The organism is Pseudomonas sp. R25(2017) (genome assembly GCF_002112565.1).
GTDB classification, from domain to species: Bacteria; Pseudomonadota; Gammaproteobacteria; order Pseudomonadales; family Pseudomonadaceae; genus Aquipseudomonas; species Aquipseudomonas ekonensis.
This window is the reverse complement of sequence record NZ_NEHZ01000010.1, coordinates 76361-102085: the sequence shown is the minus strand read 5'-3', so window position 1 is coordinate 102085 and position 25725 is coordinate 76361. Positions and strand designations below refer to the sequence as shown.

General features: G+C 62.0%; 24 protein-coding genes and 2 pseudogenes. 8 read left to right on the top strand and 18 right to left on the bottom strand.

Annotated features, from left to right (window positions below; genetic code table 11):
• Positions 1-58 precede the first annotated feature (58 nt).
• Positions 59-1624, top strand: coding sequence for a carboxylesterase/lipase family protein (locus tag CAG31_RS14980; protein WP_085582394.1), 1566 nt, complete (start codon positions 59-61; stop codon positions 1622-1624).
• 56 nt (positions 1625-1680) lie between these two features.
• Here the strand turns inward: CAG31_RS14980 and CAG31_RS14975 are convergent, their stop codons facing one another.
• Together CAG31_RS14975 and CAG31_RS14970 are read right to left on the bottom strand one after the other, a co-directional pair.
• On the bottom strand, positions 1681-2715 hold the full coding sequence (locus tag CAG31_RS14975) for an AraC family transcriptional regulator (RefSeq protein WP_139831376.1): 1035 nt from the start codon (positions 2713-2715) through the stop codon (positions 1681-1683).
• A gap of 185 nt (positions 2716-2900) precedes the next feature.
• On the bottom strand, positions 2901-3944 hold the full coding sequence (locus tag CAG31_RS14970; protein ID WP_170930296.1) for an AraC family transcriptional regulator: 1044 nt from the start codon (positions 3942-3944) through the stop codon (positions 2901-2903).
• A 103-nt stretch (positions 3945-4047) separates the two neighbouring features.
• Between CAG31_RS14970 and CAG31_RS14965 the strand changes: the two genes are divergently transcribed.
• The 3 genes from CAG31_RS14965 (at position 4048) to CAG31_RS14955 (ending at position 7760) form a co-directional block, all read left to right on the top strand.
• A complete protein-coding gene (locus CAG31_RS14965; protein ID WP_085582388.1) occupies positions 4048-5553 on the top strand; it encodes a DUF1254 domain-containing protein in 1506 nt (501 codons plus the stop codon).
• 222 nt (positions 5554-5775) lie between these two features.
• A complete protein-coding gene (locus tag CAG31_RS14960; RefSeq protein WP_085582386.1) occupies positions 5776-6804 on the top strand; it encodes a DUF1254 domain-containing protein in 1029 nt (342 codons plus the stop codon).
• 26 nt (positions 6805-6830) lie between these two features.
• Positions 6831-7760, top strand: coding sequence for a transporter (locus CAG31_RS14955; RefSeq protein WP_170930030.1), 930 nt, complete (start codon positions 6831-6833; stop codon positions 7758-7760).
• 262 nt (positions 7761-8022) lie between these two features.
• On the opposite strand, the pseudogene CAG31_RS28710 reads toward CAG31_RS14955, so the two are convergent.
• The 13 genes and pseudogenes from CAG31_RS28710 to CAG31_RS14895 all read right to left on the bottom strand — a co-directional run.
• A pseudogene (locus CAG31_RS28710) lies at positions 8023-8214 on the bottom strand (hypothetical protein); the annotation flags it as partial.
• 122 nt (positions 8215-8336) lie between these two features.
• Complete coding sequence (locus CAG31_RS14945; protein ID WP_085582582.1) at positions 8337-8555, bottom strand: hypothetical protein; 219 nt, start codon at positions 8553-8555, stop codon at positions 8337-8339.
• Positions 8556-8660: 105 nt separating this feature from the next.
• Positions 8661-9116, bottom strand: a complete 456-nt coding sequence (locus tag CAG31_RS14940; RefSeq protein ID WP_085582382.1) for a DUF421 domain-containing protein — start codon at positions 9114-9116, stop codon at positions 8661-8663.
• 7 nt (positions 9117-9123) lie between these two features.
• On the bottom strand, positions 9124-9642 hold the full coding sequence (locus CAG31_RS14935) for a hypothetical protein (RefSeq protein ID WP_085582380.1): 519 nt from the start codon (positions 9640-9642) through the stop codon (positions 9124-9126).
• On the bottom strand, positions 9635-10147 hold the full coding sequence (locus CAG31_RS14930; protein WP_085582378.1) for a CinA family protein: 513 nt from the start codon (positions 10145-10147) through the stop codon (positions 9635-9637). The genes CAG31_RS14935 and CAG31_RS14930 overlap by 8 nt, the downstream gene beginning before the upstream one ends.
• 79 nt (positions 10148-10226) lie before the next feature.
• A complete protein-coding gene (locus CAG31_RS28440) occupies positions 10227-10379 on the bottom strand; it encodes a hypothetical protein (RefSeq protein ID WP_170930031.1) in 153 nt (50 codons plus the stop codon).
• A gap of 56 nt (positions 10380-10435) precedes the next feature.
• Positions 10436-11629, bottom strand: a complete 1194-nt coding sequence (locus CAG31_RS14925; RefSeq protein WP_085582376.1) for a zinc-dependent alcohol dehydrogenase — start codon at positions 11627-11629, stop codon at positions 10436-10438.
• 207 nt (positions 11630-11836) lie between these two features.
• Positions 11837-12091, bottom strand: a complete 255-nt coding sequence (locus tag CAG31_RS14920) for a hypothetical protein (RefSeq protein ID WP_085582374.1) — start codon at positions 12089-12091, stop codon at positions 11837-11839.
• A 242-nt stretch (positions 12092-12333) separates the two neighbouring features.
• A complete protein-coding gene (cydB, locus tag CAG31_RS14915) occupies positions 12334-13335 on the bottom strand; it encodes a cytochrome d ubiquinol oxidase subunit II (RefSeq protein ID WP_085582372.1) in 1002 nt (333 codons plus the stop codon).
• Between the two features lie 12 nt (positions 13336-13347).
• Complete coding sequence (locus CAG31_RS14910) at positions 13348-14700, bottom strand: cytochrome ubiquinol oxidase subunit I (RefSeq protein ID WP_256575559.1); 1353 nt, start codon at positions 14698-14700, stop codon at positions 13348-13350.
• A gap of 42 nt (positions 14701-14742) precedes the next feature.
• A complete protein-coding gene (locus CAG31_RS14905; RefSeq protein ID WP_085582368.1) occupies positions 14743-16533 on the bottom strand; it encodes a thiamine pyrophosphate-requiring protein in 1791 nt (596 codons plus the stop codon).
• A 109-nt stretch (positions 16534-16642) separates the two neighbouring features.
• The gene (locus tag CAG31_RS14900) at positions 16643-17581 is read right to left on the bottom strand and encodes a class I SAM-dependent methyltransferase (RefSeq protein ID WP_085582366.1); all 939 of its coding nucleotides are present in this window, start codon (positions 17579-17581) and stop codon (positions 16643-16645) included.
• A gap of 16 nt (positions 17582-17597) precedes the next feature.
• Positions 17598-18968 (bottom strand): iron-containing redox enzyme family protein, encoded by a 1371-nt coding sequence (locus CAG31_RS14895; protein ID WP_085582364.1) that lies wholly within the window; start codon positions 18966-18968, stop codon positions 17598-17600.
• A gap of 186 nt (positions 18969-19154) precedes the next feature.
• Between CAG31_RS14895 and CAG31_RS14890 the strand changes: the two genes are divergently transcribed.
• The 3 genes from CAG31_RS14890 to CAG31_RS14880 all read left to right on the top strand — a co-directional run bounded on the left by CAG31_RS14890 (position 19155) and on the right by CAG31_RS14880 (position 20896).
• Positions 19155-19373 (top strand): hypothetical protein, encoded by a 219-nt coding sequence (locus tag CAG31_RS14890; protein WP_085582362.1) that lies wholly within the window; start codon positions 19155-19157, stop codon positions 19371-19373.
• An 86-nt stretch (positions 19374-19459) separates the two neighbouring features.
• Complete coding sequence (locus CAG31_RS14885) at positions 19460-19708, top strand: hypothetical protein (RefSeq protein WP_085582360.1); 249 nt, start codon at positions 19460-19462, stop codon at positions 19706-19708.
• A 33-nt stretch (positions 19709-19741) separates the two neighbouring features.
• Positions 19742-20896, top strand: a complete 1155-nt coding sequence (locus CAG31_RS14880; protein ID WP_085582358.1) for a carboxylate-amine ligase — start codon at positions 19742-19744, stop codon at positions 20894-20896.
• Between the two features lie 19 nt (positions 20897-20915).
• On the opposite strand, the pseudogene CAG31_RS28705 reads toward CAG31_RS14880, so the two are convergent.
• Positions 20916-22606: pseudogene (locus tag CAG31_RS28705) on the bottom strand (ATP-binding protein); the annotation flags it as partial.
• 405 nt (positions 22607-23011) lie between these two features.
• On the opposite strand from CAG31_RS28705, the gene CAG31_RS14860 reads away from it, so the two are divergent.
• On the top strand, positions 23012-23902 hold the full coding sequence (locus CAG31_RS14860; RefSeq protein WP_085582352.1) for an SDR family oxidoreductase: 891 nt from the start codon (positions 23012-23014) through the stop codon (positions 23900-23902).
• 36 nt (positions 23903-23938) lie between these two features.
• On the opposite strand, the gene CAG31_RS14855 is transcribed toward CAG31_RS14860, so the two are convergent.
• Entirely contained in the window at positions 23939-24187 is a 249-nt protein-coding gene (locus CAG31_RS14855; RefSeq protein WP_085582350.1) for a hypothetical protein, read from the bottom strand.
• Positions 24188-24393: 206 nt separating this feature from the next.
• The gene (locus CAG31_RS14850; RefSeq protein WP_085582348.1) at positions 24394-25716 is read right to left on the bottom strand and encodes a cytosine permease; all 1323 of its coding nucleotides are present in this window, start codon (positions 25714-25716) and stop codon (positions 24394-24396) included.
• Between the last annotated feature and the right edge of the window lie 9 nt (positions 25717-25725).

Here is a 25725-nt window from a genome sequence, read left to right as displayed (position 1 = left end):
TGATGCCGACTGCGCTACCTGCAGTTGAGTAACGGGTTGAATCAAGGGAGACAGGGAAATGAAAGTTCCATTCTGGGTCGCACCGGTGCTGCTGGGCAGTTGGCTGCCCCTGCTGGCAACGGCGGCAACCGGCAAGCCACCGTTTCCTGAACAGGTGCGCGTCGATACCGGGTTGCTGCAAGGTGTCGCCAAACAAGAGGTACTCAGCTTCAAGGGCATTCCCTATGCCACGCCCCCCATCGGTGAATTGCGCTGGCGGGCGCCGCAACCGCCCAAGGCGTGGGACGGCGTGAGAAGCGCAGACGCTTTCGGTCCAGAGTGCATGCAAGTCGACAAGGTGGCCATGTCGGAAGATTGCCTGACCCTGAACATCTGGCGACCGGCCGCCGCCAGCACCCAACCACTGCCGGTGATGGTATGGATCTACGGCGGCGTACTGGTTCATGGCGCGACATCCCTCTACCCGGCGGATGCCTTGGCCGCGCAGGGCGTTATTGTCGTCAGCATGAATTACCGCATGGGACGCCTGGGGTTCTTTGCGCACCCCGCTCAAGAAAAGGACGCGCCGGATGAAGTGCACGGCAACTATGGCTTCCTCGATCAGCAGGCAGCGCTTCAATGGGTGCAGCGCAACATTGCCGCATTCGGCGGCGACCCCGGGCAAGTGACGCTTTTCGGCGAGTCGGCCGGGGGTGGTTCGGTTCTGGTGCATCTCACCTCCCCTTTGTCCAAAGGGCTGTTTCAGCGCGCCATTCTGCAATCGCCCGGCATTCCGACCGCCAGCATGACGGCCCTGCCGTTGACCTCACTTGAACAGGCCAGGCAGCGCGCGCTGGACTACGCCCGCTCGCAAGGCATCCACGGCGACGGTGCGCAAGCGCTGGCGGCGCTGCGCAAACTGCCCGCAGAAAAACTGGTGCAAGGCACCTCGGCGTCTGAAGTGATGGCCGGGCTTTCCCGTGGTGTCCCCGTCAGCGGCGTCGCTGGCGCCATCCTCGATGGACGCATGATCATCGAGTCGCCGGAACAAGCACTGGCTGCGGGGCATCAGGCCAAGATGCCTGTACTGGTCGGCGCCAACAGTCGAGACCTGGGGATCGGCGATGCCAAGAGCAAGGACGAACTGTTCGCGCGTTTCGGTGAGGCTTCCGATGAAGCCAGGCGGCTGTACGACCCGAGCGGTGAACAAGCGCTGGAGGAACTGAAGAGCGATGTCCTGGCCGACGAGACGCTGATTGAACCCGCCAGGCACTTGGCGGACGAAGTGGCCAGGTCAGGGCAACCGGTCTGGTTGTATCGCTTCGGCTATGTCGCCGAAGTCCTGCGCGGCAAACAAAAGGGTACGTTGCATGCCCTGGAGATTCCTTACACCTTTGACTTGCCGGCTGCGTTGGTCGGCAAGGGCGTCACTGCCGACGACAAGGCCATGGGCCGTCTTGCCAGTGCCTACTGGACGGCATTCGGCAAAAGCGGCGACCCCAATGGTGCAGGCAGGCTGCAATGGCCCCGGCACGATCCGGCGATCGATCGACTGATGCATTTCACTAATGAGGGCCCTGTCGTCGGGACCGACCCACTCAAGCCGCGCCTGGATCTGGTCGCTGGGCAACGGGCGCATCAGTGACCGCCTGCGTCCTGTGAGCTGCCCGGGCCTGCGCCGGCCCCGGGCCGTTCGAAAAGTCAGTGTTTGAACAGCGCCTTGCGGTAAGCCAAAGGGGTCATTGCTTTCCAGCGCCGAAAAGCCCTGATCAGGCTGCTTACCTTGCTGTAGCCGACCCGCGAAGCAATCTGCGCCAGGCTCAACCCCGGCATGGCCAGCAGATGCAGCGTTTGCGCTTCGCGTGTTTGATCCAGTAGCTGGCTGAACGTGACGTGCTGTTGTCCCAGCGACTGTTCCAGGCTCTGTGGAGAGATACCCAGATCGGCGGCGAACTGTTCCAGGCTCAAGGGCCGGTCCAGTCGATCAATCAAGCGAGTGCGCAATGCACTCAACGGCAGAGGTGCCCCCAGTCGCGCAAGTTGGCGCAGGATCGGCTGCTCGACTTGCGCCAGCAATTTCGCGTTCGTCCCCAGTATCGGCTTGTCCCAGATGTCGGCGTGAAAAACCATCGAAGCATGGCCGCGACCAAAATGGATCGGTACGCCCAAGGCCTGCCATGGCGTCGGGTCGACGGGGTGCGCACGGGTCAGTTCAATCCGACGCAAGAAGCGCCTTGCCGTCATTTGGCACTGCCGCTCGAACAGGTGGATTTGCGCATAGATGAAAAAATCCCTGGCGGGCGCCGAGGGTTCGCCACCGCTTTTGAGGTGATAACTGAGCACCCAGTCACCATTGCAATCGCGCTGCACCCTGCCTTCGGTGGCGGTGGTGAGCAGCACGAGGAGCTGGGCGAAGCGCTGGACCGCCTCACCCAGCGTTGCGCTCGCATAGAGCGCCAGATCGATGCCATACAAATCCGCCGGCGCGATGTGCCGGGCGATACGCAGGCCGAACTGTTCCTCTGCGGTGAGTTTGACGCACAGCGCCCACAGCTGGCTGAAATCGGGCAGAGGGATGCGTTGCTCATCGGTCGACAGCGCGCCGGATGCGAAACCGGCACTCTGCAACACGGCGCTGGCGTCGATGCCGTACTCGGCTTCCAGTCCTCTGGCAATGCAGCGAGCCACCGTCGCCAGCGTGGTATGGGATACATCGGCTGAAAGGCTGAAACTCATGGGCACGGGTTTGGCGGTCGAAAAAAAAGCGTCCCGCCTGATCGACGGGACGCTCAATAAGAGTGGTGTTCAAGGTCAATGGCAGGTGCTGCTCAGCGACGCTCGATCACACACTCACTGCCATACTCGAGCACCAAGATTGGCACCGGCGAGCGCATTCATGTGAGGCGCCAACCGACAAAAAATTAACCCTGCCCGCCCTTTCCGTCACGCAGCTCGCTGGGTGTGGTGCCATACCAGCGGCGAATCGCACGGGTGAAACTGCTGACTTCACTGTATCCCAGTTGATCGGCGACTTCGGCGATTGACAGAGGGCTGTCCAGCAAGAGGTCATGGGCCAGGTAGCGTCGATGGATATCGATCAGCTCGCTGAAACTCCAGCCATCGCGCAGCAATGCCCTGTGCAGGGTGCGAGCGGTCATGTGCAGCCGTTCGGCCATGTCTTCCAGATTGATGCCTGTGCGCAGCTCCTGCAGTACGGCACTGCTGGCCATTTCCAGCAAGCTGCCTTTGGCGGTCTGGCAGGCGTAGTCATCCATGGACTCTTCCAGGGCCTTGCGCACGCTGAGCGGGCCTGCCGGTCGTTCGAACTGCAGCGCCTCGACGTCCAGCACCATTTCATCGCGTGGTGCGGCGAAATACACCGGCCTGTCGGCCAGGCGCTGCCAAGGGCCAGCGTCGACGGGGGGCGGACGCCGCAGGTGGATCTCAATGATCGGGTTCGGCGCGCATATCCAGCTGCGCAAATGATGGATCTGCCTGGCGCACCAGTAGTCGACCTCCTCCACCGCCGGTCGCAGTTTTGCAGGGGCCTGCAACTCGAAGCGCAGCGTGCCGGGTTGCTGATCGAAGTGAAGTTGGAGGTGACTGGCCACCAGCGGCCAGAAGCGCTGCATCATGTGCAGGGCCTCCAAGCGTGTAGGCGCCAGCTGCATCAGATAATTCAAGCCGAGCAACTGGCCCAGGTCCGCAGGCCTTGCGGCGGCCACGCCAATGGCAGGGTCATCGTCCAACGCTCGCGCGCACTCCCAGAAGTGTCGCGAAAGAAACGCCGGCAGCCGCAGATACGGTTGGCGCAATGCCGACAACGGGAAATTCCAGCGCTGCTGCAGCGCCTGCATCGATGTTCCCCGCGACTCCAACAAGCGAATCCCCGCCATGACCGTCGAAGGCGAAAGCGAAAGGCGGTCGCGGTGATTGGGGTAATTATTTGTCAGCCAAGGATTCATCTCTGCTCACCGGTTGCCTGCAAGTTTCTTCAGGGCCACGTCGTTGCGCGGCCTCAGGGGATCCCCCTCATGCGAGAACAAAAATAACAGGTGAATCAAAGAAATGAAGCATAAATCAGCCAGCGCCCCCCAGGACAACACGAATCGAGCCGAGGGCCATTGGGGCCTGAATGACTGGACCGACACCCACACGGGGATGTACTGCAGACGCGACATGCTCAAGGCACTGGCTGTGTTGGGGGCCACCGGCCTGTCGACCGGTCTCGCGGCCGGACCGCTCTGGACCAGCCCGGCGGCACTGGACGAAGAGGCAGCCTACAAACTGGGCATGCAAGCCTATGTCTATGGCTATCCGTTGATCTATTTCGCACGCCTGCGCTATTCGCGCATGATGGATGGCGACCCGATGATGCGGGTTCGCCAGACCTGGGGGCAATGGCTGCACCGCAATGTGCCCGTGACACCGGACATCGCCGGTGCGCCGCAAACGGATACGTTGTATTCCAGTCTATGGCTGGACCTGCGCGCGCAGCCTTACATCGTCACCATTCCCCGCATGGACGATCGCTACTGGAGCGTTCAGTTCTGCGATCTGTTCGGGTCGACCTTCGGTCTTCCGAGCCGGCGCAGCCTGCCCCAGGGCGGACGTGTAGCGGTGGTCGGCCCTGACTGGAACGGCATGCTGCCTGTCGATATCGATCTGGTTGTCCGTGCGAAGATCCCGCAAACGTTCAATGTCATGCGCATCTTCTTTGCGAACGAACAAGACCGTCTGAAGGTCATCGACTTTCAACAGCGCTTCGTCGTCGCGCCGCTGTCAGACTTTCTGGCCGGCACGGACTCCGTTCCCGGGGTCGAAGCCGAGCTACCTCGCCCGCCATTGCCGACGGAAGACCCGCTGGCCGATTTCAAGATCCTGCAGGACATGTGGCAGGAATGCCCACCACCCATGGAAGACGCCACCCTCGTCAACCGTTTTGCCAGCCTTGCATTGGCCCAGGGGCAGCATGGTTTCGAGCACCTCTCCCCCGAAGTCCAGAGAGGCCTCAAGCGCGCCGAGCAGGATGGACGCCAGACGGTGATTCAGGCATCGCGGGCGCTGGCCGGAATGCATACCGCCAACGGCTGGACGCTGCCCAAACGGACCCTGGGCTACTTCCATGACAACGACTACCTGTATCGGGCTTCAGTGGCTTTGGCCGGTACAGTGGCGTTGCCCGTGACCGAAAACCCTTACCACGTCTTGCAGAAGGATGGCTCCGGCGCCCTGCTCAACGGTGACGTGCGTTACACGTTGCATTTTTCCGCCGACCAGATACCCGATGCCGAAGCCTTTTGGTCGCTGCACGCCTATACCGCCAAATACACGGTCATCGATAACCCGATCCACCGCTATGCCATCGGAGATCGCACGGCCGGTTTGAAATACGGCAGCGACGGCAGCCTGGATATTTATGTCCAGGCCGAGGATCCGGGCGCGGACAAGCGCGCCAACTGGTTGCCGGTCAAGAAGGGCGATCTTTTCTGGTTGATGGTGAGGGCCTACGAGCCACGCGGCTTGATGAAGGAGCTGCGCTGGGACGGTCCGACGCTGATCAGGCTCGGCTGATCGCTCTGCCCTTTGCAGACGACCGGCGTTGCCTCCCGGCAAGGCCGGCGCCTTTTATCCGTACGACGGATTGAACCTCGGATGGAAGCGATCCTGCGGGCGGTACATTTTTTGTCAGTTGAGGATTGGTGGTCAGGCACCGGCAGCGCCGATGCTCCGGATCGAGCAATTGCGACCATCGCAATCCGATAAGAACGCCCCTCCGCTCTCAAGGAAAGATCCATGCGCAAACCTGTCTCCCCCCGCGCCCTCACCTGCATGGCGCTCTGCTTGTGTTCACTGGCCGTATCGGCGGACGACAGTCCTGCCGTGCGAGTCGACGCGTTCAACTTCATCCGTGCAGAAACCGATCTGTACTTTAAGAGAACCGTCGAGAAAGGCGGGTTCGGTGCCCTGATACATGAACGCGAACCGACCGCAATCGAAAAGCAGACCGTGGTGAGGATGAACCGCGACACCCTGTACACCTCAGGGGTTTTCGATCTGGACGCAGGGCCCGTCAGCATCACCTTGCCCGAGGCCGCAAAGCGCTTCATGTCACTGCAGGTGATTTCCCAGGATCACTACACCACCGAGGTGACCTATACCCCAGGGCGTCATACCTATGACCGGGACAAGGTTGGCACCCGATACGTATTTATCGTCGTGCGCACGCTGGTCAACGCAGGGCAGCCGGACGACGTCAAGGCCGCTCAGCGCTTACAAGACGCCATTGGTGTCGAACAGGCCAACAAAGGCCGATACGAAACCGTGGCCTGGGATGCGGCTTCACAGACAAAAGTCCGCCAGACCCTAGAGACATTGTCCTCGTTCGGCGGCGGACCGCACATGTTCGGCACCCGCGAGGAGGTCAACCCGATCGCGCATCTGATGGGCACGGCCGCGGGCTGGGGAGGCAACCCGGATTACGCGGCCAAATACGTCAGCGTGTTCCCGGAGCACAATGACGGCCGCACGCCCTACAAGCTGACGGTCAAGAATGTCCCCGTGGACGGTTTCTGGTCATTGAGCGTCTACGACCGCAATGGCTACTTCGAAAAAAATGCGCTGGGCGCGTACTCGCTCAACAACCTCACCGCCAAGCCCGACAGGGACGGCGCCTACACCATTCAGTTCGGCGCATGCCAGGCCACGACGCCCAATTGCTTGCCCGTCACCGCCGGCTGGAACTACGTCGTGCGCCTGTATCGGCCTCGCCCTGAAGTCCTCGATGGGCAATGGAAGTTTCCTGAAGCGCAACCTGCCCAGTGATGCACAACCGTCGCCCGGACCATTCCATGTCTCTGTACCCAAACAAACATTGCGTCTTTTTTTCCCTGTTGCTGGGCATGTCATGTGAAGGACAAGCCGCCGATGACGGCGCTCGTGCCTATCAATTGGCGCCTGTCGGCACGAAGATGCTGACCGTTCACGGCATTGCCACCCGCGGTAACCAGTCGGCTGCGCCTGGGTCGGTCATCCGCGGCAGCGAAGTCGATGTCAATGTCGGCGTTCTGCAGTACACCGAGGTCGTGGATCTTGCAGGGCATGCCACCGCTGTTTTCGGTGTGCTGCCGTTCGGAGAGGTCGAGGCGACGGTGGAGTTGCCAAGGCAATCGCTTTCGACGTCCAGCTCGGGTCTTGGCGATGCGCAACTGGGGGTGGCGTTCGGCTTGATCGGGTCGCCGGCATTGTCCGTCGAGGAGTACGTGAAGTATCGCCCGGGATTTTCCCTCGGCATTCTCGGCAAAGTATTCTTGCCCACCGGTGAGTACGACTCGAACAAAGCCGTCAACTTGGGCACCCACCGCTACGCTTGGCAGTTGGGGGCACCCATGTCCTATGCGCTGGGCAACTCCTGGCTGGATCCATCGCTGACCACCTTCGAACTGCTTCCGGCCGTGATTTTCTACAGCGACAATCATTCGCCCTACGGTGCCAGGCGCAAGTCCCAAGCACCGTTGTACGGTGGTGAGGCTCACATCACCCACAACTTCGCCAGCCCATTCTGGATGTCGGCGGACATGCTGTTCTGGCGTGGCGGCGAAACCCGCACGGACGGAGAGAATGACGACAATGCGCAGCGATCCTTATCACTGGGGGTGACGGCCGGTCTTACGCTCTCCAGGAACGCCTCGATCAAGCTGACCTATGGGGAAGCTGTTGACCGCAACGAGGATGGCGTGGAAGGCAAACTCGGTCGAGTCATTTATTCCTATTTGTTCTGAAATGGCGACTGCGGGATCTCTGACACCCGTCAAGCATAGACGAGGGCCTTGTTGTGAAAGGCGAACGGCTCAGTGCAATTGGCTTGAAATGCCGATCACCCCTTTCATCGGTGATCGGCAGGGTGTTCCCTCCTCCCCCTGGGCTTCAGGCACCCGATTCAGGATCGCTGGCAGGCATGCCGCGGGGTGTCTCTACGTCGCCGCTGCGCTCGGGGTTCCGGTGAGGCTTGCCGGCGCCGCCGAGAGCGCCCGTGCTTCCCGGTTCGGGATGCTCTGTCGCTACCGCGTTTGCGGCATCGACGTCGGCCATGTCTTCGTCGACCGGAGCTTCGTCATCCGGCGGCAACGGCGGTTGCGGTTCACTCCGTCCCGGATCGTGCCCGGTCTCGTTGTCCGTTGTGCGGGTAACGGCCTGCTGCGATTGATTGCCTGGTGCGTTCTCGTCAATGTCCATCATGCCTCTCCGGCTGCGGCGCGGGAATTCCGTGCATAGAGGTGAGAAGCCACGGGGCGCCGCAAGTGCAGCGCAATGGACGAATGGCGCACACAAGAACCCGGCCAGAGGCCGGGTTTCGCTTATCGTCTGTCATCCGAAAGCGGCGTCGGCTCATCCGCTTCCGGCGTGACCCTTTCAGCCGGATCCCGCCAGTCCTGCGGACGATCATCCGGTGGATTCTTCAACGGGTCGTACTTGTCGGGATCCTCAGGATCCAGTGTCGGCTCCTCCGTACCGGGTTCAGGTTTGGAGGGAACAGAACCTTGCGCTTGGTCTTCGAAACTCGAATCGGTAGACATAACCACCTCACCCATGAAGCCCCGGATAATCCGGGCCGTACAGGTTCGAAGCCGCGAGGCTTGCCGAGTGCGGCCGAACAGATGAACGGGCGAAGGAAAACGTGCTCATGTCGTGCCGGACTCTTGAGGAATGACGGAGATCTTGCCGTTACGCTCGATGATCGCAAACTTGATCTGTTCGATCCTCTCGATGCCCTGACTGGAACGGGCCGCTTCCATGACGTCCGCTTCCACCAGCCGCGCGTGCCGCAGGCGGCGGTGCAACAGTTTGCCGTGCTCGACGATGATCGTCGGTTCGCCGTCAATCAGCCGTGACACCCGAGCCGAGCGCTGTTTCAGCAGGGAAAAGCCCACATCGATGGCGATCAGCGTCACGATCACCAGCATCGCATTGGTCAGAGAGAAATCGTCCCCCAGCAAGGCCTGCTGAGTGGCCTCACCAATGATCATCAGCAACACGAAATCGAATGTCGTCAGCTCCGCCAGCGAACGCCTGCCGGCAATCTTGAACAGCACCATCAGGGCCACATACATCGCCGCCGCACGCAAGACCGAGTCCATGGGGCACCTATGGAAAAATGAATTGGACGAGCGTCACACCGTCGGAACCCGGCGTAGTGATATGGCTGCGGAACAAGCCCAGACCGTCACCGCGCAGGGTCAGGTAAAGGCTGAGCTCCCCTTGCGTATCCGCCTGCAACCAAAGGTGCAGACCGTTGGCCGAACTGCGGCTGCGTACCGGTTCCGGCTGCAGGGTCTCGATGCTGAAACCCTCGAGCAGGTCACCGGTCAGCTCCAGCTCTACGGTTGCTTCCGGCGCCGCCGCCATGCTGATCTTCATCGAGTTGGTCGAGCCGTTGCGATGGAACATCTCGTACCCCACCCGGACATTGCCGTCCGCCGAGCGCACCTCCCGGGAGCTGATCATCCCTCGGGAAAACAGTCCCGCCAGGCCCAGCAGCACCAACAGCACCAGGACATACCAGCCGCAGCGCTCGAAGCGCCAAACCTTCAGTTGATAGGCCATGTCCTCACGGATCGGCGCCTGCCGGCTACGCAGATCCGGATGGTCGCCGTCGTCACTCATGAGCAGCCCCCTCGTCGTCTTGCGCCATACAGCGGTGAAATCGCCGCACCCCCATCAGCGCGAACTCCGTGGCCGCGGCCTGCACCTCGCAACGGCTGCCCGAGAAGTGCATCTCGCGGCTGAAGACCCATTGTCTGTCCGCCGCCTGAAAGGCCCAGGCGAAACACACCGTACCGGCGGGAATGCCGTCGACGTCGTCCGGCCCCAAAATGCCGGTGGTCGCCACCGCCACATTCGCCGTGCTGTCGCGCAAGGCCCCCACGGCCATTTCGCGGGCGACCTCGACGCTGGTCAGATTGAACCGGGAGATGGTTGCCGCGCGGACATGCAGCAGGCGTCGCTTGGCCTGGGGCGAGTACACGACGTAACCGCATTCGATGAGGTCGCCGCTGCCCTGCACTTCGGACAACACCATCACGATCATGCCGGCCGTACAGGACTCGGCGGTGGTCAGGATCAGCGAATGCGTACGCAGATAATCGACAGTGTCTTTGGCAATCGACATGGCGGTTTCCCGAAGAGAGTGCTGTCCGGTTGACCTTCGCAGGTACGCTTGAGTTGCGCCCGCGTATCCGCGAAATCAATCACCGATCCTGTTCGGCGGCCTTGTCCTTCTGGATCTGCAAGGAAGCCTTGCTTTTGTCGCCGTCCTTGTTCGGCGCATCGTTCGAACCTTCAAAACAGCCCTGCAAGAGCAAAACCGAGCAAAGACCTACCCAGACACAGATTGTTTTCATGACCTTCTCCCGCTGAGTTGTCCCGTGGCGAGGGTTTTCGCCACGGGTCTGCTTGATCAGACGGCCGGCGGCACATCGCCGGCGCCCGGCGTCAGGATGACTTTGCGGCAGTCTTCCTGTTTCTTGTCGAAAATCCTGTAGCCCTCCGCCGCCTGCTCGAGGGAGAGCCGGTGGCTGATGATCGCGTCCGGCTGCAGCCGGCCCGTTTCGATATGCCCCAGCAACTCGGGGAGATAGCGCTGCACGTGGGTCTGGCCCATCTTGAAGGTCAGGCCCTTGTCGAAGGCGTCGCCGAACAGGAAACCATGGATAAACCCGGCATACACGCCCGGCACGCTGACCACGCCGCCCCGACGCACCGCCGCGATGCACTGCCGCAGCGCCTTGCCGCTGCTGCCTTCGAGCTTGAGCGTGGCCAGCATGGTTTCGGTGGCGCTGCCCTTGGCCTCGAACCCCACTGCATCGATTGCGGCGTCCACACCCCGGTTGCCGGGCGTCTGGCTGATGATCGTATCCGCCGGGTCATCGTCGTCATCGAAGTTGATCGGGATAACGCCGTAGGTGCGTCGCGCGTAGTCCAGTCGGTACTGATGGTGATCGACCATGAAAATGCGTTCGACGCCCAGCATCCGTGCGCAGGCCGCGCTGAGCAATCCCACCGGTCCTGCCCCGTGGATCGCAACGCTCGCCCCCTGCCCCAGATCCGCATTGATCACGGCCTGCCACGCGGTCGGAAGTATGTCGGACAGGAACAGGACCTTCTCGTCCGTCAGGGTTCCCGGCACCTTGAACGGTCCGGTGTTGGCCTTCGGCACCCGCACCAGCTCCGCCTGCCCGCCGGGAATGCCACCGTACATCCGGCTGTAACCGAACAACGCTGCCGGCGGCGGAATCCGTTTTTTGTTCATGGCCGCACCTGCACCGGTGTTGGTCGTCTCGCACGCTGCGTAGAGCGTTTGCCGGCAGAAAAAACAGTCGCCGCAGGCAATCACGAACGGGATCACCACCCGATCCCCACGCTGCACGGCGGTGACGGCGGGGCCGGTGTCCTCCACGATGCCCATGAACTCATGCCCAAAGATATCGCCGTGTTCGACGGTCGGGATCTTGCCCCGGTACAGGTGCAGATCCGAACCGCAGATCGCAGTGGCCGTCACCCGAAGGATGATGTCATCCGGTGCCTCGATGATCGGATCCGGTACTGTTTCGACTCTGACGTCATGAGCGCCGTGGTACGTCATTGCTCGCATGGTGGAATCCTCTGGCGTTGGAATTGAAGAAGTGCCTCTTCAGATTCCGAAGGACTCAGCCCCAGCGAGTTCACTCGGCACTGCGCATTCCGGATCAGCGGAGCGCAAGCCAGTGGGTTCGCGAGACCTTCATCGCTGACCTGCACCGTCCGATGATCGGCTCACGCTGGCGGTCCGGGACAGCACCCCGCCAGCGCCCCCCTGGCGTCAGCGGTGATCCGGTTTGTTCATCATCGCCCGCTTGATGCGCATCCAGTCCCGGTAAGCTTCCGTGCGCTTGGCATCGGCCCTGGCCTTGGCTTCGGAGAAGCGGCTCCACACTTGCGGCTCATCCATTCCGGCGTCGATGATCCGGTAGGCTTGCTCCTCCAGAAGATCCGCGTCGCGAAACATTTCGGTGTTGCGCGCAATCTCATCGTCCCACGCATGGCTGGTGCTCGGCCGCAGGATTTCCTCGCTCATCGCTTGCCTCCCTTTTCTACGTCAGGGCGGTGTTCGGCCGCCATAAGGCGCGTGCAGGGTTACTGAGCCCCTTGCCTGGCTCCTGAGGTTCTCCCTGCGCTCATAACAAGTGAGAGGGCTCGTGTGGAAAAATTCAGAAAGTCTGCCGGAAAGCTAAAAGGCACTGGAAAAAGCTGTACATATAAAATTCTTACGTACAATTTTTCACGTTGAGCGTGAAGTCAACGACTCGACGAACGTGCTCAACGTGGCGAGGCCCCATGGATTTTTCCGCTGAAAACCCGGAAACCATAGGTGTTGTAGATCAGGGTGACCGGCACCAGCACGGCGAACCCCACCAGCATGAACGCCTGACTCCCGGTGCTCGACGTGGCCGCTTGCAGGGTCAACCCGGGCGGGATGATCAGCGGGTACAGCGCGACGAGCATCAATCCGAACGCGAGGACAAAGACACCCAGCGCCGCGAACAACGGCATGCCTTGAAACCGGCTGCGAAAGCCCGCGGCGAAGCCCACCAGCAGACCGGCGAGCACCGACGCCGCCGGCAGCGCGATCAGCGGCGATTCGAGACGCTGGGCATACTGCCCGTGCAACGTGGTCGTCCAGGCCACCAGTCCCCCCAACAGCCCGACCGTCACCAGCGCCAGCACGCGCGCTTGATGCGCGCAACGCTGCTGCAGTTCATCGACAGTGCGCCAGTACAGCCAGCACGCCCCCAGCCACGTATAGCCGCACGCCAGCACCAGGCCGCAAAACAACGGAAACGGCCCGAGCCATTCCCAGCCATTGCCGCTGTACTGCCCGCCCTGATGCGGCACGCCCTGCACCAGCGCGCCGAGCACCACGCCCTGCCCCACGCTCGCCGACAGCGACCCGACCAGCAGCACGCCGTCCACCGCGCGCTTGAGCCGCTCGCTCGGCGCATGATCCCGGAACTCCAGGGCCACCGCGCGCAGGATCAAGGCCAGGAACATCAGGATGAACGGCAGATACAGAGCCGGCAGCAGGATCGCGTAGGCCAGCGGAAACAGCGCCAGCAACCCGCCGCCACCGAGCACCAGCCAGGTTTCATTGGCGTCCCAGATCGGCAGGATGCTGACGGCCATCGTCCGTCGGTGGTCGCTTCGGCGGGTCAACCCCAGCAGCACGCCGACGCCCAGGTCGGTGCCATCGAGCAGCACGTAGTTCAAGATCGAAAAGGCCAGAGCCGCCGCGCACAACAGTGTCATCACTTCAGTGTCCATGGCCACACGTCCTCAGGAGTGCCCGGTTTCGTCGGGCAGCGTCGGCTGCGGCCCGGGCTCGCCGCGGTCCGGGGGATCACGCAACAGGCGCAGCAACACCCAAAGCCCGATCGCGAACACCACCAGATAAAACCCGAGGATCAGCCAGGTCGACCCGACCACTTGCGCCCGCGACACCGATGACAGGCTGTCGGCGGTGCGCAGCAGCCCATACACGGTGAACGGCTGACGCCCCACTTCGGTCACCGTCCAGCCGCTGAGCATGGCCAGGAAACCTGCCGGCGCCATCAGCACGCAAGCCCCTAGCCAGCGGCGAGAACGGTACAAGCGCTTATTCCGGCGCAGCAGCAGACTGGCCAGCCCCTGCCCGAGCATCAACAGCCCGAGGCCGACCATCAGCCGAAACGCAAAGAACACCGGCGCCACCGGCGGAATGTCCTGTGGCGCGAACTCGTCGAGCGCAGCGATGGTTCCGCTCAGGTCATGCGTCAGGTACAGCGAACCGATGCGCGGGATCGCCAGCTCCCAGCGATTGCGTCGTTCACTCATGTCCGGCCAGGCGAAGAGCCGCAGCGGCTCGCCGGCGTCCTCGGCGGGACGCGTCCATGAACCTTCGATCGCCGCCACTTTCTGCGGCTGCACCTGCAGACTGTGCTGGCCATGCAAGTCGCCGACGACGATTTGCACCGGCGTCAGCACCGTCAACACCCACATCGCCATGGATAACTGCACGCGCACCCGCGGGTTGCCGGCGGCCTTGAGCAACTGCCAGGCGCTGCACCCCGCCACCAGCGTCGCGGTGCCCAAGCAGGCGGCCAGCGTCATGTGCGTCAGGCGATAGGGAAACGAAGGATTGAAGATGATCGCCCACCAGTCCTGGGCAATGAACCGACCGTCCGGGCCATGGGAAAAACCCGCCGGGGTGTGCATCCACGAGTTGGCCGAGAGAATCCAGAACGCACTGATCAACGACCCCGCCGCCACCGCGCACGTGGCGAAAAAATGCAGACGCGGGCCGACCTTCTTCAAGCCGAACAGCATGATGCCGAGGAAGCCGGCCTCGAGAAAAAACGCCGCGAGGACTTCGTAGAACATCAACGGCCCGAGAACATCGCCGGCCTTGACCGACAGCCGCGACCAGTTGAGACCGAACTGATACTCCAGAATCAGGCCGGAGGCAGTGCCGACCGCCACGGTCAAGGCAAACACCTTGAGCCAGTAGCGGTAGATGTCCAGATAGGTCTCGCGCCCGCTCTTGAGCCACAACGCCTCCAGCACCATCAACCAGTTCGCCAGGCCAATGGTGAAGGCCGCCAGCACGATATGGAAACCGATGGTGACCGCGAACTGGATTCGCGCGGCCATGAGAGCGGAACCGAGGGTGTCCATGGGCCGAGGTCGACCTCGCTATCTGGCTTTGCCGGGCAATACCGCGCCCAGTACCTGCTTGGCCGTTTGCACGATGACGCCGGCTTCGTCGGCATCCCCCTTGAGCAAGGTGGCGGCAAATTTCTTCGCCTGCTCCAACTTGATGTGCGGCGGCAGCGGCGGCACGTCCGGATCGGTCTTGAACTCGATCAGCACCGGTACGTCCGACGCCAACGCCTGCTCCCAGGCTGCCGCCACGTCCTCTTCGCGATCGACGAAAATGCCTTTGAGGCCGATGGAAATCGCAAACAGGTGATACGGCACATCGGGAATGTCCTGCGAAGCCTCGAACTTCGGATCGCCTTCCATCACCCGTTGCTCCCAAGTGACCTGGTTCAAGTCCTCGTTGTTGAACACGGCGCAGATCCATTGCGGGCTTTCCCATTGCCGCCAGTACTTGGCGACCGTGATCAGCTCGGCCATGTTGTTCATCTGCATCGCACCGTCGCCCACCAGGGCAATCACCGGGCGTTGCGGGAAGGCGAACTTTGCCGCGATCGCATAGGGCACGGCCGCGCCCATGGAGGCCAGGCCGCCGGAAAGCGAACACTTCATGCCTCTGCGGATTTTCAGGTCGCGGGCGAACCAGTTGGCGCAGGAGCCGGAATCGCTGGTGACAATGGCTTGCTCGGGCAGGCGCGGGGACAACTCGTACACCACCCGCTGCGGATTGACCGGATCGGCCTTGGCCATGGCGCGCTTCTCGAGCGTTTTCTCCCAAGCGGCGCGCCAGCCCTCGATCTTCTTGCGCCATTTGCGCTGGGTTTTGTGTTCGAGCAACGGCGCAAGCACGGCGAGCGTCTCGCCAGCGTCGCCCACCAGATTGACCTCCATCGGATAGCGCAGGCCGAGCATGTCGGGCTGCACGTCGATCTGCACCCCGCGCGCCTGCCCCTCCTTCGGCAGGAACTCGGCATACGGAAACCCCGAGCCGACCATCAGCAAGGTGTCGCATTCCATCATCAACCGGTAGCTCGGCTCGGTGCCCAGCAAGCCGATGCTGCCGGTGACCCACGGCAACTCGTCCGGCAACACGGCTTTGCCCAGCAGAGCCTTGGCCACACCGGCGCCGAGCCTTTCGGCAACCGCGAACACTTCATCGCTTGCCCCCAGCGCTCCGGCGCCCACCAACATCGCGACCTTCTCGCCCGCGTTCAGCACCTGGGCCGCGTTCTGCAGATCCGCGTCGTAGGGCAATATTCTCGGCTTGCAGTAGCCGACCCCGGAATGCGCTGTGCCGTGCGCCCGCGCCGGCGCCTTGTATTCGATGTCCTGCAAATCGTTCGGCAGGATTAGTGCGGTCACGCGCCGCTCGCCGATCGCCGTGCGTACCGCGCGATCCAGCAGATGCCGCACTTGGGCAGGTGCCGAGGCCTGCTGCACAAAAGCACCGGCGACGTCCTTGAACATCGACACCAGATCCAGCTCTTGCTGATAGTGGCTGCCCAGCGCCGTACGCGCTTGCTGCCCGACAATCGCCAGCACCGGCATGTGATCGAGCCGGGCGTCGTACAGGCCGGTGATCAAGTGCGAAGCGCCGGGGCCGGAGGTGCCGATGCATACGCCCAGTTCTCCGGTGAATTTGGCATGGGCCGAGGCCATGAACGCGGCCATTTCTTCATGTCGGGCCTGCACGAATTCGATCTTGCCCCGCGCACGGCTCAACGCGCCGAAGACCCCGTTGATGCCGTCCCCCGGATAACCGAAAATTCGTGTCACGCCCCATTGGCTGAGCCGCTCGACCAGGTAATCGCCCACTGTGACTGTCATGTTCACCCTCGCTGTCCCCTTTGCGCATGGCTTCCCCGGCACGCATGCAGTGCAGGCGAACCCGGGAGGTGTAAAGGTCTCGACAGCCCCGCGGCCGGCGAAGTTTCGATTAGTTGCGGGTGACCGTGAGCAGCGTCACGGCAATGCGCTCGACCTGCCCATAGCCGGGCTCGAGCAGCTCTTCACCGAAGACGTCCGGATCCAGCTCTTCATAGGCCCAGCTGAAACCACTGTCGAACAACGCTTCGATCCGGTCCAGAAAAGGATCCGCACCGCGCACCATGGCCACGCCGGTGTACAGCAGCAGCGTGCCGCCCGCGCTCAGGCGCGCTAGCGCCTCACGCACGATACGCACCGACAGCGCCTCTCCCAGGGCTCCGCCGCCGTGACGGTACGCACGTTGCTGCGGGTCGTTCATGTAAGGGGGGTTGGCGACTATCAGGTCAAACCGACCTTCGACACTGGCCAGCAGGTCGCTGTGGTAAATCGCAATGTTGTCGGTGCCGGCCAGCCCGGCATTGACGGCGGTCAAGCGCAACGCGCGCGGATTGATGTCCACCGCGACCACCTGGGCCTGCGGCCGCGCCCGGGCGATCAATACCGCGCCGACGCCGGCGCCGCAGCCGATGTCCACCGCGCGCGTCACCGGTGCCGTCCGCCGTTGCAGGTGCGCCTCGATGGCCCGGGCAAACCGATAAGTATCCGGACCGAAAAACACGGCATCGGTCTGGCGGGTCGGATAGGCCGAATGCACGAACAGCAGGTCATTCAACGACGACCAGCGCACGGTGCTGCGCCATAGCGAGCCTTGCTGTTCGAAAATGCCTGCGCGCTCCAGCGCTTGAAACCGGTCGGCCGCAAACAACCCTTTGTCGAAGGGCATCGACCAGCCGAAGACGTCGCGCTGATCCTTCGCCAAGGGCCTTTGCGCCCGTTGCATGACCCGCTCGTGGGTCAAGGGCGTCGGTGTGATGAACCGGTAACCGCTTTGGCGCAGGTGCATGCCCAGCTCAAGCAATTCGCGATCGATCCGCTGTTGCGCGGTCATGGAACCTCCTGAATGTTCAGCGCAAGGCTTTGCGCAGCTGCATGAATCGGCGGGTGGCGAATAGCCCTGCCGGGCGCCAGTGACGTTGCGGCGCCAGCCAGGGGATCAACGTGTTCATCTGTTCAAGCGGCGATTGCGCTTGCAGGGTCTTGTGCAGGGTAAGGGTCTCGCTGTCGCTGACCTGGCCGATGTCCTCACCGGTAGGGTTGCGCGCCCCTCCGGCGCGCGGGTTGCCGTCCTGCCAGCCGTCGGCGATCCAATCATGCAACAGCTGTTTTTCGTAGACGCTGAACACGCCGAACATCACCGCCGGGCTGCCGTCGATGAGTCGCCAGAAGCGGCTTTGGGTCGGATCCTCGCCGCGCTTGATCCAACCTTTGCGGATCAACGCATCGAGAAAGGCTTCCATCTGGCCCGGCGTCGCCAGCCATTGGTTGATGGTGCGGTTTTCGATCCGACAGTAATCGGAATGCATGTGTCGCCCGAACACGGCTTTGCGCTCCAGCATCGCCAGGGCCTCGCGCTTCAAGTCGAATGCCTGGATCACCGCCGTGGAACCGGGCCCGAGGTCGTTCAGCCGATAGCCCGATTTCATGCGCCGATAGAAGGCGGCCCGCTGCTCCCCCGCCGGCAGCAAGTCCTGCAGAGCCTTCACGGCGCGGCGGGCGTGCCCGGTGCTGGCGTTGTCGATGGTCACATGCAGGCGAAAGTAATGCGGGTCGATACCGAGCTCGCGCAGCTCATAAGCGCTGATCAACAGATGCAGCGGCAATTGCTCGTAACCCAGGTTGTAACCGATGACCTCAGGCAACAACGCGTCGCAGCCATGCCCCAACGCCAGCTGTATCGCACCTTGCAGATAGTATTCGTCGCCAAGGTCGGACAGGTCGTCACAACCGTGCTCAGCCAACAGCTGGCGATAGATCAGCACATGGTTCTGCCTGGGCACGCCCTCGCCCAGTTCCTCAAGATAGATCGCTTGCAAGTGATCGAAACGGACGTCTTGCCAATGGTGCAGCACCCCCGCCAACCAGGCGCCATCAACGGCCTTGGTCGGCCCGACATGCTGCAGAAAGTACAAGGCATGGGCGGTGTTCCGAAAGTAGCGGCGCCCTTCTCCGGCCTGCCGGGACGCCAGATAACTCGCGTACTGCGCCGCGACGGCGGCGCAGCGGGCCTGCGACCAGTGAAGGAGTTGCTCGGGATCGGCCGGCAACTCATCGGCCATGTCGCCGGCCGCCGCCAAATGCGGCTGCAAAAAGGCTTGGGCGATGGCGCCCGCCTCGGGGTCGTCCGTGAGCAGTCTTGCGTAGATCTCATGGTTCGGACGGTTCGGCCTCTCGTGAAGCGCGGCAGGCACGGTGCTCAGGCACTCTATCGATGTCATGGAGCTGTTTCCCCTGTGAAGGCTGCAGATCGAACGTCTTAAACAAAAGAGAAAATGCGACAGGGAAAATTCCTTTTATTTGCATGAGCGGCAACGGGACACCGAACGATCGCGTCCGGCAGTCATTGCGGCTGAACCTTTGTTCGCCGTCTCACCCAAAACCTCTACAACCGATGGAGGTGCATCATGGAAACCACATACTTTCTGATCGGCGGCGCAGTGATCGTCCTTCTGCTCGATCTGTGGATCATCAATAGCGTGTTCAGAAGCGACGGCCATACGCTGAGCAAGGTCTGGTGGTCGGCGCTTGTGCTGCTGCCGATCTTGGGGGCGGTCATCTGGGGCATCTCCGGCCCCCGAGGTGTCACCAAAGGCCCTTCTTCACCGGAACACAGCAAAGGCTGAACGGTCGGCAGCCCTTTGTCGGATTCGCTGAACCCCATGGCGAGGCCGGTGCTCAACGTTGAAACGCCCCGTGGAAGAGCTTCGCCATGCACGCCTTCAACCACCAGCTGACCGCCACACAAGAGATGAAGCTTCAGGCACTCGACCGCTGGCACCGCGCACTGGACAACCAGGCATTGCGCATGGACTGCCCGAATGACTACCACGATGAGTTGTTGCGCCAGTGCGATGAGATGCACCGTCGGCAAATCGTGAGCTGGGAAGAATGGCGAGACCTGCGCATCGAAGCCGATCAGGCGTACCTGCGTGCGATCGCCGGTGACGATTACCGCTAGGCACCCGATTGGCGTACCGCGAGGAGCATGGTCATGAGCGAAGGCCCGCGATTCGGTATCGAAGAGGAGTATTTCATCACTGACCTCGCGTCCCGCGCCATGGTGGGCCAGCCATGCCGTGAGGCAGTCCAGGCATGCCGGGACGCGCTCGGCGAACACTTCGCGTTCGAGATGTTCCAGGGACAAATCGAGGTCGCCTCGCCGACGTTCAATACGTTGGGCCAGGCGACGGATTACCTTGCCGGCGCCCGCGAGACCTTGATCAGCAGCCTGTTGCCGTATGGATTGGGCGCCATCAGCGCCGGCAGTCACCCGCTCGCCGATTGGCGCGGGCAAACGGCGACCGATGAAGAACACTTCCGGCAGATCTTCCGCCGATACGCCCATGTTGCGCGACGTAGTGTTTTATCGGGGCTGCATGTGCATGTCGAGGTGCCTGGTCACGTCGACCGGATACGCGTCATGAATGAAGTCTTGCCTTGGACGCCGCTGCTGCTGGCCTTGAGCTGTTCGTCACCGTTCTGGGACGGCGCGGACAGCGGCTACATGAGTTTCCGCCAGACGCTGTGCGATGAATGGCCGCGCATGGGCATCCCGCCGCTGTTTGCCGGGCAGGACGATTACGATGCCCACATCGCCTTGCTCTCGCGCACAGGCGTCATCGAACGGCCCAGCGAGTGCTGGTGGGCGATACGCCCGTGCGCCAGGTACCCCACGCTGGAGTTGCGCATGACCGACGCGTGCCCCTGCCTGGCCGACGCCCTCACACTCGCCTCTCTCTATCGTTTGCTGGTCGCCCACGCCCTGGAGCAGGAACGACCAGGCACTTCGTACACACCGACCTCACGGATCCTGCTTGAGGAAAACCGCTGGAGAGCAAAACGCTCGGGCCTGCTGGGCGCGTTTCTCGTCGAAGGCCACGAGCGGACTGTTTCCATCGGGCAGTGGCTGGAACAGGCCGAACACGTCATGGGCGCGACCGCTGAGCGCCTGCAGATGCCTGACCTCTTCGATCAGGCGCGCGAGATGGTCGCCGCCGGCACGAGTGCGGACCGCCAACGGAAGGTCTTCCGACAGGCGCTGAGCGACAGGCTGCCGACGCCGCTCGCGCTGGCGCAAGTGGTGGATCACTTGCTCCAGGAGACAAGGGGCGCATCGGCGCTCGTCCCCCGCAAGCCTTGCCGCTGAAGAGACACGCCAGCCACACTCATTTCAACATGCTGCTGCACAGTTCCTCGATGGCTTCCACCAACGCTTCATATTGCACCGGCTTGCTCAAATGCCGATCGAAACCCGCTGTCTTGGCTTTCTGCACTTGCGCCGCAACGCCGTACCCGGTCAAAGCGATCGCGGGGGTGAACTTGTGCAATTTGGTCTGACGCAACGCCTGGATCAACTCATGCCCATCCATGACCGGCATGCCGATGTCGGACAAAATGACGTCATAGTGCTCATCCGTGGCGTTGCGCAGGGCCAGCAAGGGTTCGCTGAAAGAGTTGACCCGCGCATCCTCCATCTCAAGCAACATGCGCATGACATCGACGACTTCCGGGGAGTCGTCCACCAGCAGCACTTTGAGCCCCTTGAGCCGCCCTTTCTGCTCGGCCTTGGGTTCATTCTGATCGACATCCATCGTCTGGTCCGACAGCGGAATCAAGACGGTGAACGCGCAACCGTGGCCCAGCCCCGCCGATTTGACGCTGACCGAGCCTTCATGGGCCTGCACGAGTTGGCGAACCAGCGAAAGGCCGATGCACAAGCCATCGCGCTGATGGGTGCCCGTTCTCGGCTTGGCCTGCTTGAACAGGTCGAAGACATGTTCGATGTCCGCCGGCGCGAGCCCGATGCCGTTGTCGATGATCTGCAGCCGCGCGTGGCCGTCGTTGACACCCAGGATGATCTGGATACGGGCGTTCTGCGAGGTGAACTTCAGCGCATTGTGCAGCAGATTCCAGATGATCTGCTCCAGCCGCGTAGGATCGCCCGTGCTCGCGGGCCTGACGCAATTCATTCTCGGGAACCCCGGCTTTGCGGTCTTCCGACGAAAACAGCAGGTCGTAATAGACGCCGATGACCTCAGTGCTCTTGTAACCGAAAATCAGCTCGGCACCGGTGTTCCAGTCAGTGATCAGGCCCTGCTCATCGAGAATGATGATCGCGAAGTCGTGCGTGCTCTCGGCCACCAGCCTCATGCGTTCCTGGCCCAGCCGCAGGTCTTCTTCGGCCTCTCGGCGCTTGGTGATATCGATGAACGTGAGCACCGTGCCGTCGATGTGGTTTTCGCTGGACCGGTAAGGCAACAGGCGCGCGATGTACCAACGGTGATCGATGCTGCTGACCTCTCGCTCCATCATGTTCAGCGACTCGAACACCGAGGTCGCGTCGTCCGCCAGCTGCGGGTAGTTGAGGCGTTAACTGAAATACGTCGGCAGGTCCGGTTGCGCGGTCACTTGCAGGCGCCGCTCGATGCGCCGCAGCACTGTGGCGCGCTTATAGTGCTTGAAGTCATGCCCCGTGCGGTTGCGCAGCAACAGCAGGATATCCTGCAGCGTTTGCTCGGCGACCGCCTGCTCTTTTCCGGGGGGTGTCTGTCGGCATGTCATGCGGTGCGGGCAGCGTTATGGTTTGCGAGTTGCGCCACAGTTCGAGGATCTTCTGGGGTATCTCGGCGACGGGCAGCACGACGTCCACCATCGATGTCGCGATGGCCGCCAGCGGCATGCCGTCGAACTCGGCGTCCGACGGTGTCTGCACAAGGGTCACGCCACCCTGTTCCTTGATCCGCGACAGTCCGACGGCACCGTCGCTGCCGGACCCGGACAGCACGATGCAGAAGGCATGGTCCTTGTGCGCATCAGCCAGATCACGGAAAAACAGGTCAATCGCCACGTGGCTACCGACCGCTGTCGGCAGGCATCTGTTCGAAGAAGGTTTTCAATGCATTGAGGCCGCCCGCCGAAGCGTCGATTCCAACGACCGGGAACGACAAATGACTAGGTGTAACGCCTTCCCGTTGCGGCAGGGAGCTGGGGCGTTTCGGAGTCGACTTCATCTTGTATTCCTTTGCGTTTGGGCGACGTGCTCACTCAATTAGCATGATTGTAAAAGTCATGGGGCCCGCAGGACCGTCCAAGCCGTCAGTTTTATCGCTGTTGCGCCGCAAACGCAGGGCCTTTCGCGATTCATCCGTCAACTGTGCGCCCGTTCGTCGCATCAAAAAACAATGAAAATAAACCTTTCTTTGGGGCACCCCTTCCAACGTTCACGTAGCGGGAATTCTTCCTGTTCTTTTTGGAGTGACCCATGAACCAATACGAGATGCAGCATCCACAAACTCAATATCCGCGACCGGGGTTTGCGGCCCAGACCCAAGAGGCCCCAGGGCTGGACAGCGACATGCGTCCAGAGCCGGATCATGGCGAAAAAAGCTATGTAGGCTTTGGCCGGCTGAAAGGCCGCAAGGCCCTGATCACGGGGGCCGACTCCGGCATCGGCCGTGCGGTGGCGATTGCCTTTGCCCGGGAAGGTGCAGATATCGCCCTCAATTATCTACCGGTCGAAGAACCGGATGCTCGACAGGCAGTCGGCCTGATCGAAGCCGAGGGGCGCAAGGCCATCGCCCTGCCTGGCGACATCACGGAGGAAGCATTCTGTCGCTCCCTGGTTCGCCAAGCGCACGAACAGCTCGGCGGTCTGGATATCCTGGTCAATATTGCCGGCAAGCAAGTCGCTAGAAAAAACATCAACGAAATCAGTACCGAACAGTTCGACGCAACGTTCAAGACCAATGTCTACGCGTTGTTCTGGCTGTGCCAAGCGGCATTGCCTCTTTTGCCTGCGGGCGCAACCATCATCAATACCGCCTCGATCCAGTCCTACGATCCGTCGGCGACCCTGCTCGATTATGCGACGACCAAGGCCGCTATCGTTGCCTTCACCAAAGCGCTGTCCGAACAAGTGATCGATCAGGGCGTACGCGTCAACGCCGTTGCGCCCGGGCCCATCTGGACCGTTCTGCAACCGAGCGGTGGCCAGCCTCCGGAAAAGATCCCGCATTTCGGTGAACACACACCGATGAAACGCCCAGGACAACCCGCCGAGTGCGCACCTTTGTACGTATTGCTGGCCTCACAGGAGTCCAGCTACATCACAGGTGAAACCTTCGGCGTCACCGGTGGCGACCCCACGCCGTAGTTCATCGGACACGGCGCCTGCCTGAGCTGAACCGGCTCAGGCAGGGTTCTTCCCTGGGGTATTTTTTTTCCAGCCTCGCAGATTCATGGCGCATAGACAGAACTGCAGCACGATCAAAGCCCATGCGTCGACCTGCCAGCCCCATACCACCCACAACACATTGCTGCCGATGAAGAAGCAAAAGCCCATTCGCCGATATCCTGACTGACGCGAGCCGGTGCACCAGGCCGCTGCGACGGTGAGCAACATGGCCGGCCATTGCAGTAGATCAATCAGTTGCGCCATTTCTTCTGCCTTTATCGATCGCAAACCAACATTATCTGTGAGTGACCCGGCGCCCTTACGTTCCCCCGGATGCCAGAGAATCTACCGGGACAAAAACTTCCACTGGACACCTTTGCCCTCGGTGAAGTGAAGTCGCGCCAGCGCCCAGTGACTTGCGTCTTCTCGTTTCTGGAACACGCGGTTAAGCGATAAATGACTGCAAAACACTACTCCGCCAGCCCTAGCCGCAATCGGCCTCGCCGGGCCAACCCCACCTGCAGAGCAAACGCCACCACCACCGTCGCCGGCGCGGAAAAACTGCTCAGTCCACCACCGGCAAACATCAACGCCAGCCCCAGCGCCGTCGCGCCGAACCAGGCGCTCAACCCGACCGGATTGAATGCCGCCACTCGCTCCAGCGCCGCCGCATCATTGCGTCCGCAGAGAATCTGCGCCAGTGCCACACCGACCCAAGCCACCACGAAAATCCCCTGATAGGCCAACGCCTTCAGAAGGTAGGCGAACACGTCCGCCAGCATCAGCCCGTAGACGACGACCCCGACCACCAATGCCCACCTCAGGTACGAACCGCGTACGCCGAAACGGCCGAAGAACGCCTGCATGTTCAAGGTAGCCAGGTAGTAGTTGGCGGTGTTGATGCGGGTTTGCGTGGCCCAGACGAACAGCAACCCCCACAGGCCCATCAACTGCAGGATCGCCATCACCACCGAGACTTCGTTCAGCGCGCCGTCATGGGGAATGCTGCTGACCAGGTAGATCCCCGCCGCACCGTTGAGCAAGAACGTCACCGCGTAGAACGGCATGCCGAAGTTCCAGCGGCCGTGGTAGTCGGCGTCTTCAGGTTTTCCGAAACGCGCGTAGTCGAAGGTGAACAGCATCAGGATCCAGACGCCCATGTAGGCGACGAAGCAGTGCCACCAGCCGAACGCGTCGGGGGTGGCCGGGCCGAAATCCAGCCATTGCGGCTGGTAGCCATAACGGCTGACCGACAGCCCCACCGCCACCAGCAGACCGCCGAGATACACGGGCAGCAAGACGCCGTTAAGCTTGTCGAGCCAGTGCTGTACGCTGCCGAGGATCATCGGCACGCTGTAGAGCACCACGGCCAGGGCCGCCAGCGGATAGATCAGTTGCGGATACAGGTGATTGAGCGCCACGGCGATCACCGAGCCTTCGAACACCGCGTAGTAGATCGCCGTGGAAAAGAAGATCAGCGTCGCCAGGCTGGCGCCGGTGCTGCCGAACAACAGCCGCGAGAACAAGGCCACCGACAAGCCGCTGCGAATCGCGAAACGGCTGAGCACGCTGTTGACCAAGCCGTAGCTGATCACCGACAGCACCATGCCGATCAGCGCATTGCGCGCACCGAACGACAGCGCCAGCGACGCGCCGACGACGATGTAGAACATCGCGCTGCACACCGCCCACCAGGCCATGGTCAGCGACAGTCGCCCCATGCGCGCTTCGGCCGGCACGGGATGATGGGCCGGGTCTTGCCCGGTTTGACTCGATTGCGATAAAGCGGCCATATGCGTGAA